The sequence below is a fragment of the Prevotella melaninogenica genome (genome assembly GCF_018127925.1).
Taxonomy (GTDB): Bacteria; Bacteroidota; Bacteroidia; order Bacteroidales; family Bacteroidaceae; genus Prevotella; species Prevotella melaninogenica_C.
In genome coordinates this window covers 135284-150856 of sequence record NZ_CP072348.1, presented here as the reverse complement: position 1 = coordinate 150856, position 15573 = coordinate 135284, and the positions used below count along the sequence as shown (strand labels likewise).

Here is a 15573-nt window from a genome sequence, read left to right as displayed (position 1 = left end):
TATACAACGTTCGTAATGACAGAAACAGACAATAATATCTCCGATAAAAAACTGCGACTTACTATCAGATTTAGCAGGAACAATATGGCATTTGCTGTGGGTGACCCACAGGAGAATGGTATGCTCGTTTATGAACCCTACGAGATGAATATGGGTATCTCTGTTGCTGCCAATCTGCGTGAAGCCTTCAAGGTTTCTGAATTGTTGCAGAGTGGATACAAACGTTTGTTAGCAGAGATTGATACCCCTGTGATGCTCATGCCTATTGACGACTTTGGCACACAGGATATTGAGACACTCTATCATCACACTTACCATAGACAAGGCAACGAGGAGATTCTATCGAGTATCCTACCAGACTTGAATGCGATTGCTGTCTTTGCAATTAACAAAGACCTCAAGCTCGTTATCGACGACCATTTCAAGGACATTCGAATACAACCGCTTATGCAGTCGGTATGGACGCATCTCTATCGTCGTTCTTACGCTGGTCCACGTAGAAAACTTTATGCTTATTTCCACGAGAAGCGTATGGAGGTTTTCAGTTTCCAACAAAACAGATTCCGCTTCAGTAATTCATACGAAGCAACCAATGAGCATGATGCTTTGTATTACCTTCTTTATATATGGAAGCTAACAGGAATGGATGTAGAGAAAGATGAGTTATATATTGTCGGTGATATACATTACCAAGACTGGCTCATTGATAAAGTAAAACAACATTTGAAGTCCTGTAGGGTTATCAATCAGGAAGTTTACTTCAATAATAGCCAATTGGCTAAACGTACAGATATTCCCTACGATATGAAAACTATCTATCTGGAATAAAAGAAGAAGATTGGAACTAAAATGTAGAGTGAATTAAGTTCACACACCTCCCATAGAGACTAATGTCTTAACTCCATTTCACTCCTTAACTCCTTCATCTCCTTCATCTCCTAAAAATAGAAACTATGCGAATTATAACAGGAAAATATAAAGGCAGACATTTTGATATTCCACGTAGCTTTAAGGCACGTCCTACAACAGACTTTGCTAAAGAGAATATCTTTAATGTTATCAATGCTTACGTGGATTGGGAAGAAGCAACGGCACTCGACCTCTTTGCTGGTACGGGTAGTATATCCTTAGAACTCTTATCGCGTGGTTGCCAACAGGTAATAAGTGTAGAGAAAGACCGTGACCATGCTCGCTTCATCAGTCAATGTATGGAGAAGCTTGGCACAGACGAGCATATATTGATAAAAGGAGATGTGTTCCGCTTCTTAAAGAGTTGTCATCAGAAGTTCGATCTAATCTTTGCTGACCCTCCATACGCATTGCCAGAGTTAGAGACTATTCCAGACCTCATCTTCCAATATGACCTATTGAAGGAAGATGGACTACTTGTCTTTGAACATGGTAAGAATAATGATTTCTCCGCTCATCCCCACTTCATTGAACATAGAAGTTATGGTAGCGTGAACTTCACGTTGTTTAGATAACAAAGATTAAATATATTTGAGAAAAGCATTAAGATACCAACGAACAAAAAACTTGCCCCATTACACCAAGAGTGGTGACAGGGGCAAGAAAACGAAAATTAAATTAATAAATTAAAAAGTATTGCTATTGATATCACATCAAGGGCATATTTCTAAAAACATGAATAAAAATTAATTCAGAATCTTTCAAAACCGAGTTTGTTTTCAAATCTGTTCTGTTAACCCAAAAAGCTTTCGCATTCAATGAGGGTTAAACGGTGTCTGGTACAGGGCCATTTTCCTCTTCTTTCTTTTCCTTTTCCTTTTTCTTCTTGTCTTTCCCTGCCTCTTCTGTCTTTCTCACCGATTCGTAGGAGTTTACGGAAAGCTCACGTTTCAATTCTGTTCCAGGCGTGAAGACCACACGAGGCTTAATCGTCTCAGTCTTAAAAGCTTTTTCTGTTTCTGCTCCTTTGCTCGACAGTGTGACACGCATCGAGCCAAACTCGCCCAACTGAATGCTGAAACCATCACGGAGATAATGAGGCAAACAATCGATAAAGTTATACAGCACGTTCGACACATCACCACGTGTCAAGGACGAACGCCCCGCAATGTCACGTGCAATGTCATCCAGCGACTTATGCCCAAGGTTAACAGGGTTAGCATAAAACTTTACTTCCTCCCGCTTTTGCGGATTTTTCTTTGGTACTAAACGAATTTTCATAATTCTTCGTGTTTAAAGTTATACATTAGATTCTTATCATCATAGCGTAGGGCAGCACGCCACTGCAGCTTTCTTCATGCATCTTCATGCTGCCCCATTCTATTTTCTTGGTTTATTTCCTCCCTTTCATCGTCTCTTCTTTCCTCCTTTCTGTATCCTCTACTTGCCAGATGCGTATTCCCTTGCTGCGCAATGCGTATCTACGTGCCGTTAGATGCGGTGAGCGCTGCTGTTGAATGCGGTGAGCGCTGCTGTTAGATACGCATCTAACAGCTGCGCAATGCGTATCTACGAGTAGCTAAATACGCATCCGTCAGTGCGTAGATACGGTGAGCGCTGCAACGGAATACGCATTCAGCAGAATCCCTGTCCGTTAGGCACTCCCTCCCCTTTGGGCGGGGTGGGGTTTTACGGCGGTTCTTAAGGTGTCGCCTTTTAGAGGGCGACACCTGTAAAGGGGCAATCGCGAGAACTACTGAAACGCCTCCGCCCTGAAACCGGTGCTGCGGCCGTAGCCTTCCACGTAGACGTGACCATTGTAGAAGAGCAGGCGGTACGCGCTGCCACTGCTCCTTGGGTAAGCACTTGACGACCAATAGGAGCCGAAGCCGCCAACGAAGTTCAGCTGACCAGAGTCGTAGTAACCCAAGACGGGCAGGTAGAAATATTTATTTGCATCGGCTGCTGATGGAAGACCAGAGGTGATGCTACTGTTAGTGTTGTTATAATCCTTGTATGTTGTACGTAAGTCGGTTGTATTATCGGCGGATTTCTCTGTGTTGTAATGATTCTCTGCCTGCAACACAGCCTTCTTCTTAAACCACATACCACCTTTATATAAATGCCCCATCGTTGTCCATAACTCGTCATCGTCCCAACGTGGATCACCGTACATGCAGTACCAAGACATCTCGTTTGCGTTAGGAAGGTCTTTACATGAAGTGTGTGTTGCTGGGTTACTTATGCCAGAACCTGGGTAACTCACGTTGAAGTGACGAGGGTCAGCGTTGCTCTGGGCGTAATTTGAAGAACTGTTCCAATTTAGTGTTGGCTGACCTGTGTTTCCTGACAAGTGCTTTGTCCATTCGTAATCCTTCCAATATTGCTCCTGTGCATCCCACATGTAGTAATGGTCGCCGTCGTAATCGCGTACGTTAAGGTTAGCTGTCATATCGTAGTAAGTGTTAGAAGCATAAGCAGTAGCAGGAAGCGTCTTCGTAATAGTACCCTCTACGTTGGTAGCTTCGTCTTTTACCCAATAACGTACTTTTAACGTATGAGTTCCTGGTTTGATTACCATATAAGCACCGTTTGTACTTACGCTGGCTGAACTGTTACTTAGTGGGAAACCATTGGGATTAGTACTACTGCCGCTTGTAGTCAAGACGATTTGTTTGCTGCCTGTACCTGCTGAAGCGTCCAAAGCACCTGTTGTTGTATTGATGCTATATGTTTCGGCAATATCGTTGTCAGAAGTTACCTCCACCTTAGTTAAGTAACAGTTTTGCAGAATTGTGTTACTTGTGTAAGGCTGGAAGACAAGGTAAGCTGGCTGATGCTCTAATTCAAAAGCAAACTGTTGCTTGCCTATTACCTTGATTGCCGTAGCTGTACCATAGTCGCCTACTGTGCCGAAGTGCTCCGTATTGTCTGGAGCGGTCTGCGTCTGGTTAGCAGAGATAGTTACTTGGCTGCCATTACTATTCTTCCCCAAGTAATAAACCTTATAACTTGTGTGTTCTGTAAACTTGCCTGGTACTTTATACTTAAAAGAAGCTACCTTCTGAGTTGGAGCGTTCGTGCTCTTTCTCATTACGCCGTCGTCATCCTTAACGTAGATATAATCGCCTGCCTCCCAAGAGAAGTCGCTGCTGTTATAATCCAATGAGGTGCGAGTCTTTGCCTCATCGCCTGCAACGAAAGTTGTAAGGTTCTTATCGTTATCGCCCTCTTTATTGCTTGGGTTCTGTGCCACATCCTCCTTAGCACAAGATGCGAAAGTCAAGGCGATGCCGAACACGACAGCCAACGACTTTAGTTGCGATGTGAATGAATATTGTTTCATTGTTTTCTTCATCATTTATTCGTTTTATTTTGTTCTTTTAGTTAATAACTCCCTGTTAGTCTTCCCATGATGTTGGGGCTTCGTTTTCAAAGTCATCCTCATTCCATTGACTTGCCTTAGCAGCAGCTGGACCAGTAGCATGGCTCGCCTTTTTGTGCTGACTGGGGAAGGACGTATCCATCAAATAAGTGGTTTCGCTTACGTGGACTATTTCACACTTTGGTGCAGAATAGTTCTTCTTTTGTTTCTTTTTCTCCATTGTTTTATCAATTAAAATAGTTATTATTTCGTGCTTAATTTCTTTTTATTTCGTTTACGTAGGGACACAAAAAAGCGAACAAAGGAAACTCCGAAAAGTCCTTTGTTTACAGGGATTGCACGGCACGCCTCGCGCGCGTATGCGAGAAGAAAAAAGTGGGGAGGTTAGGCCTGGCCTATATGAGAGAGAGAGAGAGAGAGAGAGAGAGAGAGTACAAAATTATTTGGAACTACCAAATAATTTGCGATATTTTTTCTATCTTTCTTCGTTAAAGAATTTAATACAGCACAAATCGAGTCTACACCTTTATTTCCTAAGGTGCAAACTTTTGCTGAATTTATATTCTTTATGACTCTCATCGTTATTGCGAGTTAATTTTAATTTAACTGGGCGCAAAGGTAGTGAGAATATATGAAACAAACAAGAAAATAGCAAAAAAATAAAAACATTTGTCTTTCCTTGCTCTACGTATTACCTTATTAAATAGCAAACATCTTTGCAGAACTATTTATTTGTAAGAGGTTTCTTACCTTTATAATAATGGACTCAAGAGCCTTACTATTGATTCCCACAATCGTTGTAGGAAAGAACGGTGCGTAAGGTTTCGTACATCTTCCAAAGCAACAGATTCTTCTTGGTCTTTTAAGAAGATATCCTTTACCTTCAATGCTATTTTCTTGTCATAGAAGAAAGCATTTGCTTCAAAATCATTTTCGAAACTACGGAAGTCAACATTAGTAGAACCAATCGTTGCTATACTATCATCGGCAACAAGAAGTTTTGAATGATTAAAACCAGCCTTATATAAATAAACCTTTACTCCAGCCTTCACCGTTGCTAAGACATAAGTGCGTGAAGCCCATTCCACAATCTTTGTGTCTGTCTCATAAGGTATCATCAGTCTTACATCAACACCCGACAAAGCAGCTGTACGCATAGCAAAGAGGATTGGATCAGTAGGAAGGAAATAAGGTGTTTCCATATAGACATATCGCTTTGCACTGGCAAGTACCCTGACATAGCCTTGTTCAATCTCAGGCCACAGACTTGTTGGACTACTGGTAACAATTTGAATAAGACTATCATTCTCAGCAACCTTGCTGACAGGATAATAAACATGGTCAGTAATCAACTCACGACTCACAAAGAACCAATCTACCAGAAAGGCACGTTGCAAACCATATACTGCCGCACCTGTTATCTTAACATGTGTGTCACGCCAAGCTAATTTCTTTATCCCTTTCACATAACGATTGGCAATATTCATACCACCGATAAAGCCTACCTCACCATCAATAACACATATCTTTCTATGATTACGATAGTTCACCTTACTGGTAAAGATTGGGAAGCGTACAGGCATGAAGGCATATACTTTTATTCCTTCAGCACGCATACGATCAAAGAAACGATTCTTTGTTTTCCAAGAACCTACATCATCATAGATGACACGTACCTCAACTCCTTGTCGTGCTTTATCAATCAAAGCATCAGCAACAATCTGCCCCAAGGGGTCACTGGCAATAATAAAGGTATCTAAATGAATATGATGTTCAGCCTTACCAATCTCCATTAACAAAGAAGGAAAGAACTCGTATCCTGAAGTATAAATCTCTATCTCGTTGTTCTTAAATGGTAAGACCCAGTTCTGATTCATAAAGAGCTTGATGAGTTCTCGATACTCATTAGGCAGATGAAGACGCTTTTGTTCTACAAACTCCAACATAGAATGCTTGGTCAGTTGGTCCATACTATACTGCCAAATCTTACGCTCCTTACGTGTAGTCTGACCAAAGAAGAAGTAAAGAATGATACCTAACATTGGGATAAACGTTAGCACCAACATCCAAGCCATTGTCTTGGCTGGCTGTAGGTTATCCATCAATACGCGTACCATCACCATAATGATGACAACAACGTAGACTGCTAAGAATGCCCAATGAACATAAATCATCTATATTCTCCTTTTCATTAACTATTCGATTCGTCTGTTCCGCCAGTCTTATCCTTCTCTCGTAACTGCTGAATATATGCCAACTCGTCTAATGCAAAATCACCTGACTCAGGGTCATCTATCATCTGACGAAGCATTTCTTCCGCTTCTTCAAACCTATGCAACTCTACCAAGACATAAGCCTTTCGTCGGTAAAGGAACTGTAGAAAAGGGTGCACCGATTGTTCGACTTCGCCTTCTTCATCTTCAACAATAGAATTATGTAAGTCTTCCAAGATTCCGTCTATGGTCATCAGCGAACGATAATCACCCAAATAAATCATACAGTTAACATACTCCTCAGCATAAAGAGTGCGATTAACTCCTGTTACAAACGTAAGGTAGTAATAAGCCCTATCATACTGTTGCAACTCATTATAGCAGAAGCCTAACATATAGCAGACCTCTAAAAAGAGGTTCCGTTCTTCCAGACTCTTTTTATCTATATTAGAATTCAAAAGGCGGTAAGCGTTCTCCAAACAAGAAATCGCCTCATAGTAACGCTTCTGACGATAAAGAGTCCGACTACGATAAACAAAGCGAGCAGCATCCACACTCTCCACATTGGCAATCAATCGTTGCTCTTCGGTTAGTTGGTTCTCCTCACCATTAGCTACCTTACTCTTAGCCTCCTTCCACATATAAACGAACTCATCCTGCAACTGCTTTGTTGAGCGAAGGTCGTATGCCAACAAGACAGAGTGCGACTGCACCTGTACTTCCTTCGAATGAAGGGGTCTACCAATCCCTGATGGCAATGGTAACAATGTGGCAACTACCTGATAGTAAAGCACATCCTCACAACCATCAGCCTGCTGAATACTGAAAGTCATACGACGACGAGTTGTCGGATGAGCTGGGAGAAAGAATACAAGGTCGAGCATTGCCTTCTGTCGAACAAACGCTCCATCTGCTATCAAAGTGTCGGACAGATTATAGGATGCTATAGATTCACGGTCGTTGATAACTGTTACGGAATCTGTTACCACCGTCAACTCAGAGAAGACAACATCCACCAAACCAAAAACCTTATCCATCCACTGCTTCAAAGTTGCAGTTTCCTTATCATTCTGACGCCACTCGGCACCTTTCTTCTGATGTCTTAATTCCTGTTCTCGAAGGAGAAAGAAATCACGTGCAACTTCCTTCTCAGACCATTCCAAATCAATCGTAGATGAACTTTTTGCATCCTTCTTCACATCAGTCAGACTTCTTATAAAAGAATTCTGCCATAAAAACATACCGACCATAGCTGAAGAAAGAATATCTTTTGCACGATCGTCATCTAAAAGAAGAGGTGTTAGGATATGCATATCAATGATATTTGTTTCCTCATTGATAGTATAACTAAAACGTGGACCGGTAGAATTAAGATTAAAGTGATTGCACACATGGCGCACAATATTTATATCTTTCATCTCAGCCTCAGCAAAGAAAAGGTATGACAATTCCACCTGTGGACAATTACCGATAATACGAATACCAAAATGTCCACTCTGAAATGTATAACGAACAATTGCTGCATCGCCTTCTTTTCTCCATTCCCCAGTACAGTTGAGTGCCTTCAGTGCCTTTGAGACTATCCTTCTATTCTCACTTAAATCAAGGTCTGAGAGACGAAGTGATGGTTTGAATAAGTTTCTTATCATATTCATCATACCAGAATATTACTACCAGTTTTCTTTGCTAATTCATTACGAAGATTCTGTGTCCTCATTATCTCGCTCATAATCTCTTGCATCTCTTGCGAATCTTTCACCTGCAGAAGTCGTTCATTCAGTTCTTTCAAGTGGGAAGAAACATATTCTAAACGGAAGTCAGCTACAAGATGTATAACACGATCACGCAATGTTTGTTCCGTTTCTTTCACTTGCAGACTCTCTGCGAGTTGGAAACGGTCTACGCTCAATCTCACTGCTACAGATGCGATATTGATATCTGCATGCTGTGTGAAATACTCTTCAGCCTTGAACCCTTCTTCACCACAATGCTCTACAGCCTCCTGCAGTATCTTAGTATAAAGTTCATTTGAGAAACCAAGATTATCGCTTCCAAGGTCATAAGCAATATATTGTGCTATGGTCAGGTTATATGTCTGTCCGCTATTCTCATCTTTCACATCACGAAAGATAACCTTCTCACCATCCTTGACGACAGCTTGGATAAGCATTTGCTCTACCTTCGATGTTGTCGGTTTAGAGGCTACAGCCATTGCATCCTCCCGTTGCTCCTCCATTACCGCAGCCCGATGTTGCTGTTGTTCACGTGTCTGTTGTTCTCGATTGGAATAGATATTACGATTCATCTGTTCCATCAATGTTCGCTCTGACACGCCTGTACGGTTAGCACACTCTCGGATATAGGTATCACGGAGTATCGGGTCTTTAATAACAGAAATGCTTTGCACTATTGAACCAACTGCCTCTGAACGCTTAATCGGATCAGTAACACCCTTTAATAGTACGTTAATCTTAAAGACGATGAAGTCTGTCTGATTATCTTCAATATATTTTCTAAAATCCTCTGCACTATAACTACGTGCAAGCTCATCAGGGTCTTTACCGTCAGGAAGTAACAGCACCTTCACATTCATACTCTCAGCCAACAACATATCAGTTCCTCGCAGAGCAGCATGCTGGCCAGCCTCATCGCCATCATAGAGCAAAACGATATTAGAAGTAAAGCGATGCAAAAGTCGAATTTGATGTACTGACAATGCCGTACCACTATTAGCTACGACATTCTCAATACCACACTGGTGCATAGAGACCACGTCTGTATATCCTTCAACCATATAAACGAGATCGTGCTTAGCAATAGCTTTCTTTGCTTGGAAGATACCATAGAGTTCTCTCTCTTTATGATAGATAACACTATCGGGAGAGTTAACGTACTTCTGACTAACGCCCTTCGTACGAGAATCCAGCAGACGACCACCGAAGGCTGTCACCTTACCGCTCACACTCACCCATGGGAACATCACACGTCCATTGAAACGGTCGATAAGTTCTCCATTCTCACGCTCGAAGCAAAGACCTGTCTTTATAAGAAAATCTCTTTGAAAACCTGCCTTTAAGGCTGCATTAGCAAAAGCATGACGACTTGAAAGACAGAAGCCTAACTGAAACTTACGAATGATATCATCTCTAAAACCACGGCTGCGGAAATACTGCATACCGATAGCCATACCATCAACATCGTTGTGCAAGATGTCACTAAAGTACTTTGCAGCCCACTCATTGACCAAGAACATTGATTCTCGTTCATTCTCCTGCTGCTTTTCCTCATTCGTCAGTTCTCGCTCATGCACCTCAATATGATACTTATTCGCAAGCCACTTCAAGGCTTCAGGATAAGTCATCTGCTCATGCTCCATGACAAACTTCACCACATTACCCGCCGCGCCACACGAAAAGCATTTGTAAACACCTTTCACAGGACTAACGGAAAACGATGGTGTACGGTCATCATGAAAAGGGCACAAACCTTTATAGCTTGTTCCCGTCTTGCGTAAAGAAACGAAATCGCTGACTACCTCAACGATATTCGACGCATTCATAATCCTATCTACAGTCGGTCTATCTATCATTATGCTACAAAGATAACATAAACCGATGATATGACAAAGCAAGAACAAGAAAAAGATAGGTACATCCTGCAAGAAAACCTTGCTACAAATAGTTACTACTTATAGCAAAGTTATCCTAAGTCCCAGACACATCAAATGTGTCTTCTACCTGTAAAAATGTTTCTCGTCCTTAACGCTTACTTCCTATCAACGACTATATTGATAACATAGTCAGCAAGATTACCATTTTGATTCGCTATCTTATGACAATTCTTTTTATATGACATTTCTTCAACTACAGGACAAGGAACGCCATCTATCTTACACTCCTCAAATGTCATCAAGTTAGTTGGGACTCTTTTAGCTCGCCATGATATCGTACGTCTCTTGGTGTCACCAAACTTGTAAACTATTTTCATGTGATTCAAAACCAATACATGCTCTTTTAGCTTTGAAAAGACACCTAATTGACTTGCAATAGATACCCTTTAAGGTCTTTACTAACGCCCTTTTGAAGTCTAATTAAGCACCTTTCCTTGCACGACTTCATAACTAATTGATTTACTGTTGATTGCAATATCGCTTTTTACACGTGTTTTTCTGCTTTCTTTTAGGTGTTTTACATGAATTTATGTAATGATTTTTCAACATCCTATCTACAAATTTTTGACGTTTTAAAAAGAAATGGTTATCAGTGTCGGAGAGTGAATAAAATAGACAGCCAAGACTGTCTTGGTTGTCTATTTGTTTAATCTATATCTTTGGTTTACCATTAAAGCTATACGAAAAAATGTCTATGCGTTTAACGGAAGACCCCCCAAGAAGTTCGAAATGACATGCTTTACCAGAATTCGCATGTATCAATTTATCTAATATACTGATAATCAACTATAATTTACACTCCATATCCCTGAATCGTTACATCTTTCTTTTATTGCCCTATGGAGCCCTTAATAAATTCTCACATAGGATTCAATAAACGTTATATTCTTTCTTCACATTCTGCAATGACTCCTCTTGTCTTCTTTCCTTTTTGCTCATAATAATCTTCATTGCAAAAGGTTGGGGCAATAGAAGAAACTCTGTTCCTTCACTCATCTTATTGTTCTGACAAGGTTGTGCCTCATAAATAGAAGTAACATTATAAACTTCAACTCCTTTTTTCTTCTTTCCTTTAAACTCTTCTTGAATATAATTAGAATAGCGACAACTACTTAGGTAAAAGGAGTTATCCAATGAACGATACTCTACCTCAACATCAATCTGCCAATCCTTATATTGATGTCCATATATAGCATTGATTGTTGAGCGCACAAGTGCATTAGTACGGTGCTGTACATTATAAGCCAATCCCGTAGAACGTTTTGCTCTGAGGATGACATTTTGTAGGGTATCTATACATAAATAACCAGAATCTTTCCAATCTTTTTTCGACTTGAATAGGAGTCTTACCACATTGACACCCAAGCTTTCAGACTCATTATCCACATAGAACCGATGTTCCTTCACAAACTTCTCATCCATATCAGAAACAAAGTCATGGTAAAGCGTATTTTTAAGGTTACTATAGTCACAACCAGCTGACTTATCCTTAAAGGTGATAACATTCTCCAAGGGAGAGATTTCAAAGAGTTCCTTCTTTCTTACCAGTCCATTACTTACAAAGCGATATAACACCGTATCGCCTACATTCTGTGTCTGAAACTCATATCTTAGAACTCCATTACTTCCATACTTCTTTGCTTTCGTCTTAATAAAATCCATCAACATAGGTTTAATCCATGATGGCTCCCCTGCAGGACTCACGACAACTTCCGAAAGCAACTGCATACTTTGCTCCATAAACAGTGTATCAGACAATACTTTCACGCTTTCTTTCTGATAGTTTATATGCGAGATCATCAGATTATCAAAAGCAAAATCCACAACAACTCTCCCCTGTTGGTCGCTAAACGTACTCCTCACTTTCCCCATGTAGGTGGTATATACACTTGCTCTGCTCACTGGGATATTATTTACTTTATCCCAAATAACGAACGTCTTCTGCGCAAATGAAGTCACAGAAAGACATAAAAAAACAATGCTAACGATAGTACGTTTATTCATTTGCTATATTAACTTTATTTATTTGCAAAATTCTTTTATCTTCAAGGAACTAAAAGTATCAAAACTTCAAAAGGGTTAGAACTCACCACGCAAAGGTATGAAAAAAGAAAGGTACACACAATATTATCTTCTTATTTTAGGTAAATAATGTACTTATAAACATATTGTATCATAACTATACACGCCCTTCTTCATCATGATATATACAACTTCATGGAATTATTTTCATGAAAATAATTATTTACCTTCATGAAAAGAAATATTTATTTTCACGACAAAAAATATTTATTTACGTGAAAATAATGCCGAGATGAGCAAATATAACAAGATAGAACAAGCTATAAAAGAGTTTTCTGATAGAACTTTTCCATTGGAATTAAGGGTTTTATAAATAGTAAAAAAGAAGTTGCCATCCATCAACCCCTACACTATTTTTACGATATACATTCAAGTTTAAATCAGTTATTAAGATTCTACTTCCGTAAAACAAATGAGGGTACAACTCTCTTAAACTACAACACCTCCTCTAACTCCAACAAAACAGCTCATAGGATAGCTCCTAACAAACCTAAACACAGTTAAGCGGTTTTTGTGCAACTTTTTTTGTTTATGTTGCAAAAAAACTGTACTTTTGCCCTCAACCAAAGCAATTGAATATTAAATAACACATTATTATATTTATGAGTTTGAAAATTGTAGTACTTGCTAAGCAGGTACCTGACACAAGAAATGTGGGAAAAGATGCCATGACAGCCGAAGGAACGGTAAACCGTGCCGCACTGCCAGCCATCTTCAACCCAGAAGACCTAAACGCTTTGGAGCAGGCTCTGAGACTGAAGGAACAGAACCCAGGCTCTACTGTAGGAATCTTAACCATGGGTCCTCCACGTGCCGGAGAAATCATCCGACAGGGACTCTATCGTGGTGCTGATACAGGCTGGCTACTTACCGACCGTAAGTTTGCTGGTGCTGACACACTCGCTACTTCTTATGCTTTGGCGATGGCTGTACAGAAAATCGGTGATGTAGACATCGTCATCGGTGGACGTCAGGCTATCGATGGTGATACCGCACAGGTAGGACCACAGGTTGCACAGAAGTTAGGACTCAATCAAGTTACATACGCAGAGGAAATCCTAAAGATTGAGGATGGCAAGGCTACTATCCGCCGTCATATTGATGGTGGTGTAGAGACCGTTGTTGCTCCATTACCAGTTCTCATCACTGTGAATGGTACTGCTGCTCCAGCACGTCCTTGCAATGCCAAACTCGTGATGAAGTACAAGTATGCTACTTGTCCTATGGAACGCAAAGGTGATGAGCCTTGGGCACATCTCTACGAGGAGCGTCCTTACCTCACACTGAATCAGTGGTCAGTTGCCGATGTCAACGGTGATGAGGAGCAGTGCGGTTTAAGTGGTTCACCAACAAAGGTGAAGTCTGTTCAGAACATCGTCTTCCAAGCTAAGGAGAGCAAGACCCTCACTGGCTCAGATGGAGATGTAGAAGGACTCATCAAAGAACTGTTAGGAGAGAAGATTATTGGTTAAAAACGACAGAACAACTAACCAACAAAACAAGCGACTGGCCCCTCCCCCTTACCCCTCCCCCAGAGGGAGGGGCGTAGAATGTCCTGATGCTTTTTATTAGCTACAGACATTATAGGGGAAAGAAATTTTATGAACAACCTTCTAATAAGCCAGTTACCCTACAGCAAGTGACACATTTCACTCCCCTCTCTCTGGGGGAGGGGTAAGGGGGAGGGGCCAGCTGGGGCAAGTTAGTTGGATTAGTGCTTGGTCGAAGATTTTATTTATGAACAACGTATTTGTATATTGCGAAATAGAGGAAACCACTGTACAGGAGGTTTCACAGGAGCTGTTGACCAAGGGTCGCAAGCTCGCAAATGAGTTAGGTGTGGAACTCCATGCCATCGCTGCTGGTAGTGGCATCAAAGGAAAGGTAGAAGACCAAATCCTGCCATACGGTGTAGACAAACTCTTTGTCTTTGATAGTGAGGGACTCTTCCCTTACACATCAGCACCACACACAGACATTCTTGTAAACCTCTTCACTGAGGAGAAACCACAGATCTGTTTGATGGGTGCTACCGTTATCGGTCGTGACCTCGGTCCACGTGTGTCATCGTCATTGACAAGTGGTCTTACTGCTGATTGTACTCAACTTGAGATTGGTGACTACGAAGATAAGAAAGCTGGTAAGCGTTATGAGAACCTGCTCTATCAGATTCGCCCTGCCTTCGGTGGTAACATCGTAGCAACCATCGTCAATCCTGACCACCGTCCACAGATGGCTACTGTACGTTCTGGCGTTATGCAGAAGGCTATCTATGAGGGTGAGGCAAAGGGCGAGGTTGTCTATCCAGATGTGGCGAAGTATATCCCAGAGGTTGACTATGTCGTAAAGGTTATCGACCGTCATGTTGAGCCTGCACAGAATAACCTCAAGGAGGCTTCAATCGTTATCGCAGGTGGCTATGGTGTCGGTTCAAAAGAGGGTTTCGACTTACTCTTTAAGTTGGCTAAAGAGCTTCATGGAGAGGTTGGTGCCAGCCGTGCTGCTGTTGATGCAGGTTGGGTAGACCACGACCGTCAGATTGGTCAGACCGGTGTTACCGTCCATCCAAAGGTTTACATCGCTTGTGGTATCTCTGGACAGATTCAGCACATTGCTGGTATGCAGGACAGTGGTATCGTCATCTCTATCAACAACGACCCAGACGCTCCTATCAATGCCATCGCTGACTATATCATCAATGGCACCGTCGAAGAGGTTGTTCCGAAGTTGATAAAGTATTATAAGCAGAATAGTAAGTAAAGCCAGCTGACTGAACAACTAACTGGCCCCTCCCCCGAAGGGAGGGGAGTAAAATGCGAAAAGGGAATAAGAGGACTACTGTCGCTAAATACTCATTATCACAAGAGGCATAGCGTGTATAATCATTGACTAACTACCTACCTATGACTAAAGAAAATAGAAAGAAATGCACCTACAAGACAGCTTCACCTGATAGGTACCACATTCTAAAGGACTTTGCAAAGGAGAATCGAAACGAGATGACTTTGGCAGAAGAGATTCTATGGAAAGAATTAAAAGGTACAAGGGGCGAATACCATTTCAGAAGACAGCATCCTATAGGTGACTTTATTGTAGACTTTGTATGCCTTTCACAGAACTTAGTCATAGAAGTAGACGGAGCTTACCATAAGCAACCGCTACAAGAGGTAGACGATGAAACAAGAACAGAATACCTCAACGAAATGGGCTTTAATGTGCTTAGATTCACCAACGAAGAAATATACACGGACATAGACAATGTGATAGAACAAATAACCGAATTTATAAACAACGAATAAAAAGAGTCCCGAACC

Annotated in this window: 13 protein-coding genes; 5 read left to right on the top strand and 8 right to left on the bottom strand. The window is 41.1% G+C overall.

Annotation, left to right across the window (positions count from 1 at the left end; translation table 11 throughout):
• Window positions 1-15 precede the first annotated feature (15 nt).
• Both J4861_RS06105 and rsmD read left to right on the top strand, forming a co-directional pair.
• Window positions 16-828, top strand: a complete 813-nt coding sequence (locus J4861_RS06105) for a DUF3822 family protein (protein ID WP_211817261.1) — start codon at window positions 16-18, stop codon at window positions 826-828.
• 125 nt (window positions 829-953) lie between these two features.
• Window positions 954-1484 (top strand): 16S rRNA (guanine(966)-N(2))-methyltransferase RsmD, encoded by a 531-nt coding sequence (gene rsmD, locus J4861_RS06100; protein ID WP_211817260.1) that lies wholly within the window; start codon window positions 954-956, stop codon window positions 1482-1484.
• Window positions 1485-1734: 250 nt separating this feature from the next.
• Here the strand turns inward: rsmD and J4861_RS06095 are convergent, their stop codons facing one another.
• The 8 genes from J4861_RS06095 to J4861_RS06060 all read right to left on the bottom strand — a co-directional run bounded on the left by J4861_RS06095 (window position 1735) and on the right by J4861_RS06060 (window position 12181).
• On the bottom strand, window positions 1735-2190 hold the full coding sequence (locus J4861_RS06095; RefSeq protein WP_211817259.1) for an HU family DNA-binding protein: 456 nt from the start codon (window positions 2188-2190) through the stop codon (window positions 1735-1737).
• Window positions 2191-2662: 472 nt separating this feature from the next.
• Complete coding sequence (locus J4861_RS06090) at window positions 2663-4267, bottom strand: hypothetical protein (protein WP_009010788.1); 1605 nt, start codon at window positions 4265-4267, stop codon at window positions 2663-2665.
• 43 nt (window positions 4268-4310) lie between these two features.
• Window positions 4311-4514, bottom strand: a complete 204-nt coding sequence (locus J4861_RS06085; RefSeq protein ID WP_211817258.1) for a hypothetical protein — start codon at window positions 4512-4514, stop codon at window positions 4311-4313.
• A 532-nt stretch (window positions 4515-5046) separates the two neighbouring features.
• Complete coding sequence (gene cls, locus J4861_RS06080) at window positions 5047-6468, bottom strand: cardiolipin synthase (RefSeq protein ID WP_211817257.1); 1422 nt, start codon at window positions 6466-6468, stop codon at window positions 5047-5049.
• 17 nt (window positions 6469-6485) lie between these two features.
• Complete coding sequence (locus J4861_RS06075) at window positions 6486-8156, bottom strand: hypothetical protein (RefSeq protein ID WP_249110878.1); 1671 nt, start codon at window positions 8154-8156, stop codon at window positions 6486-6488.
• A gap of 5 nt (window positions 8157-8161) precedes the next feature.
• On the bottom strand, window positions 8162-10096 hold the full coding sequence (dnaG, locus tag J4861_RS06070) for a DNA primase (RefSeq protein WP_211817255.1): 1935 nt from the start codon (window positions 10094-10096) through the stop codon (window positions 8162-8164).
• Between the two features lie 176 nt (window positions 10097-10272).
• Entirely contained in the window at window positions 10273-10494 is a 222-nt protein-coding gene (locus J4861_RS06065; RefSeq protein ID WP_211817254.1) for a hypothetical protein, read from the bottom strand.
• A gap of 553 nt (window positions 10495-11047) precedes the next feature.
• Window positions 11048-12181: a hypothetical protein gene (locus tag J4861_RS06060; protein WP_211817253.1), complete on the bottom strand. Its 1134-nt coding sequence runs from the start codon at window positions 12179-12181 to the stop codon at window positions 11048-11050.
• A 680-nt stretch (window positions 12182-12861) separates the two neighbouring features.
• Here J4861_RS06060 and J4861_RS06055 point away from each other — a divergent pair.
• The 3 genes from J4861_RS06055 to J4861_RS06045 all read left to right on the top strand — a co-directional run bounded on the left by J4861_RS06055 (window position 12862) and on the right by J4861_RS06045 (window position 15558).
• Complete coding sequence (locus tag J4861_RS06055; RefSeq protein ID WP_211817252.1) at window positions 12862-13731, top strand: electron transfer flavoprotein subunit beta/FixA family protein; 870 nt, start codon at window positions 12862-12864, stop codon at window positions 13729-13731.
• Window positions 13732-13996: 265 nt separating this feature from the next.
• Window positions 13997-15019 carry an electron transfer flavoprotein subunit alpha/FixB family protein gene (locus J4861_RS06050; RefSeq protein ID WP_211817251.1) on the top strand — a complete coding sequence of 341 codons (1023 nt, stop codon included), beginning with the start codon at window positions 13997-13999 and terminating at the stop codon, window positions 15017-15019.
• Window positions 15020-15162: 143 nt separating this feature from the next.
• Entirely contained in the window at window positions 15163-15558 is a 396-nt protein-coding gene (locus J4861_RS06045; protein ID WP_211817250.1) for an endonuclease domain-containing protein, read from the top strand.
• The last annotated feature ends 15 nt before the right edge of the window (window positions 15559-15573 follow it).

Bases quoted from the DNA above. Each gene is read 5' to 3' on its own strand.
- J4861_RS06105 (WP_211817261.1), top strand. From the start codon at position 16: ATGACAGAAACAGACAATAATATCTCCGATAAAAAACTGCGACTTACT.
- rsmD (WP_211817260.1), top strand. From the start codon at position 954: ATGCGAATTATAACAGGAAAATATAAAGGCAGACATTTTGATATTCCA.
- J4861_RS06095 (WP_211817259.1), bottom strand. From the start codon at position 2,190: ATGAAAATTCGTTTAGTACCAAAGAAAAATCCGCAAAAGCGGGAGGAA.
- J4861_RS06090 (WP_009010788.1), bottom strand. From the start codon at position 4,267: ATGAAGAAAACAATGAAACAATATTCATTCACATCGCAACTAAAGTCG.
- J4861_RS06085 (WP_211817258.1), bottom strand. From the start codon at position 4,514: ATGGAGAAAAAGAAACAAAAGAAGAACTATTCTGCACCAAAGTGTGAA.
- cls (WP_211817257.1), bottom strand. From the start codon at position 6,468: ATGATTTATGTTCATTGGGCATTCTTAGCAGTCTACGTTGTTGTCATC.
- J4861_RS06075 (WP_249110878.1), bottom strand. From the start codon at position 8,156: ATGATAAGAAACTTATTCAAACCATCACTTCGTCTCTCAGACCTTGAT.
- dnaG (WP_211817255.1), bottom strand. From the start codon at position 10,096: ATGATAGATAGACCGACTGTAGATAGGATTATGAATGCGTCGAATATC.
- J4861_RS06065 (WP_211817254.1), bottom strand. From the start codon at position 10,494: ATGAAAATAGTTTACAAGTTTGGTGACACCAAGAGACGTACGATATCA.
- J4861_RS06060 (WP_211817253.1), bottom strand. From the start codon at position 12,181: ATGAATAAACGTACTATCGTTAGCATTGTTTTTTTATGTCTTTCTGTG.
- J4861_RS06055 (WP_211817252.1), top strand. From the start codon at position 12,862: ATGAGTTTGAAAATTGTAGTACTTGCTAAGCAGGTACCTGACACAAGA.
- J4861_RS06050 (WP_211817251.1), top strand. From the start codon at position 13,997: ATGAACAACGTATTTGTATATTGCGAAATAGAGGAAACCACTGTACAG.
- J4861_RS06045 (WP_211817250.1), top strand. From the start codon at position 15,163: ATGACTAAAGAAAATAGAAAGAAATGCACCTACAAGACAGCTTCACCT.